This is a genomic window from Acinetobacter sp. YH01007 (assembly GCF_013420425.1).
Taxonomy (GTDB): Bacteria; Pseudomonadota; Gammaproteobacteria; order Pseudomonadales; family Moraxellaceae; genus Acinetobacter; species Acinetobacter towneri.
Genome location: NZ_VOYC01000047.1, coordinates 1 through 1,227, shown reverse-complemented (window position 1 = coordinate 1,227; position 1,227 = coordinate 1). Strand labels below are relative to the sequence as shown.

Sequence of the window (1,227 nt, the reverse complement as noted above, 5' to 3'; positions counted from 1 at the left end):
TTTCTGATAAAGATAGCGTTGCTTGTCTGATACGTTGACGTTTGTTTTCTTGCTTGAGAAATTGCCAATAGATGGGTTCAAATTTTTTGAAAAAATCATCAACAATACAAAAAATTTCTGTAAAATCATACATGGTAGTTAGAGCCTTTGGGTTGTGTCGTAACTTTCTAAATGGCTCTAACTACCTTTTTTTCAAGGGCTTTTCTTATCCGTAATTCGGGTTAATATAGATGCAATGCAAATACAACACAGATGGATTGGTCAGCAAATGTTAAAACAAAGTGTGTTTACCATGGCAGCAATGCTTATCAGCTTCAATACGATGGCAGCCAACACCGTGGTAGAAATGACAACCAGCATGGGCAATATTGAAATCGAACTGTTTAATGACAAAGCCCCAGTTTCTGCAAAGAACTTTGAAAATTATGCCAAGTCAAACTTCTATAACGGTACGATCTTCCATCGTGTTATCCCAGGCTTTATGGTGCAAGGCGGTGGTATGGATGCCAATATGCAAGAAAAGCCAACCAAAGCGACCATTCGTAATGAATCAAGTAATGGATTGAAAAATACCCGTGGTACCTTGGCGATGGCACGTATGAATCATCCTGATTCTGCCAGCAGCCAATTCTTTATTAATGTGGTAGATAACGATTTCTTAAATCGAAGTCCACGTAACGCAGGCTATGCGGTATTTGGTCAAGTCACTAAAGGTATGGATGTTGTCGATAAAATTGTAAAAGTACCAACAGGCAACTATGGCATGCATCAAAATGTACCGAAACAAGCGGTAAAAATACTCAGTGTGAAAGTGAAAGAGGCTGCCCCAACAAAATAAGCGGATTTAGATTGCAAAAATATGAAAAACATATTTTTAATTTAAAATTATAGGGTTAGTGCGAGTTTTGTGTGTTTTTGAACCAAAATAGTGCGTAAAAATCCAACACTCGTGAAAACAAGCAGTTAAAAGCACTTGCACGTGTAGGAAATTGCCCTATAATGCACTCATCCCGACGCGAAACAGCCTACAAACTTAGCTCACAGGGTTAAGTTGTAGAGAATTTTTTGCGTTAAAATTTCTACTGACGAGGTAGAAGTTGAGATCATTAAGAGATTATGAAGAACAACTTGTGTGGATTTTTACTGATTGATTAATCGAACATATTTCATTGATTGATTGGTTTAAATTACTCGAAGTTTATTTGAGCGAAATTTAAGTCAGAAAAT

Annotated in this window: 1 protein-coding gene and 1 pseudogene; one reads left to right on the top strand and one right to left on the bottom strand. The window is 36.9% G+C overall.

Translation table 11 applies throughout. The annotated features are described in order from the left end of the window. Positions 1-133, bottom strand: a pseudogene (locus tag FTT74_RS13815) (IS982 family transposase); the annotation flags it as partial. Positions 134-268: 135 nt separating this feature from the next. Here FTT74_RS13815 and FTT74_RS13810 point away from each other — a divergent pair. Continuing rightward, positions 269-838 carry a peptidylprolyl isomerase A gene (locus FTT74_RS13810; RefSeq protein WP_004969822.1) on the top strand — a complete coding sequence of 190 codons (570 nt, stop codon included), beginning with the start codon at positions 269-271 and terminating at the stop codon, positions 836-838. Positions 839-1,227: the final 389 nt, after the last annotated feature.